Below are 456 nucleotides of genomic sequence, written 5' to 3' on the forward strand. Positions count from 1 at the left end.
CAAACTTTGGTTATAGTAATGATGGTGGTGCTCAACTTACTGTTCCAGTATATCTAAACCTTGCACCGAACTATGATCTAACATTAACCCCAAGCTACATGAGTAAGCGCGGTGTTAAGTTAGATGGTGAGTTTAGATATATGACTGAAAACTTTGGTTCTGGTCGTATTTGGGGTGGTTATTTACCAACTGACAATCAATACGACAACAAAGATCGTGAAGATTTACATTTTCTGCATAACTGGAAAATTAACGATCAATGGTCTACAAACCTAGAATACAACCACGCTTCTGATAAAGATTATTTCTCTGACTTTAATACAAGCCCAAATTCAAAAACGGATTTGAACTTACGCCGCGCATGGGAGTTAAATTACCAAAATGGTATTCCCGGTCTTAAGGCACAATTAAAAGTTGAAGACTTCCAAACGCTGGATGAAACAATTAAAGATGCAG

General features: G+C 37.3%; 1 protein-coding gene. It reads left to right on the top strand.

The window, feature by feature from the left end:
* A partial coding sequence (gene lptD, locus B4237_RS15585; RefSeq protein WP_286943879.1) for an LPS assembly protein LptD occupies nucleotides 1-456 on the top strand: 456 nt, incomplete at both ends.

Origin of the sequence: Acinetobacter sp. UBA6526 (assembly GCF_002434875.1) — a bacterium.
GTDB lineage: Bacteria > Pseudomonadota > Gammaproteobacteria > Pseudomonadales > Moraxellaceae > Acinetobacter > Acinetobacter venetianus.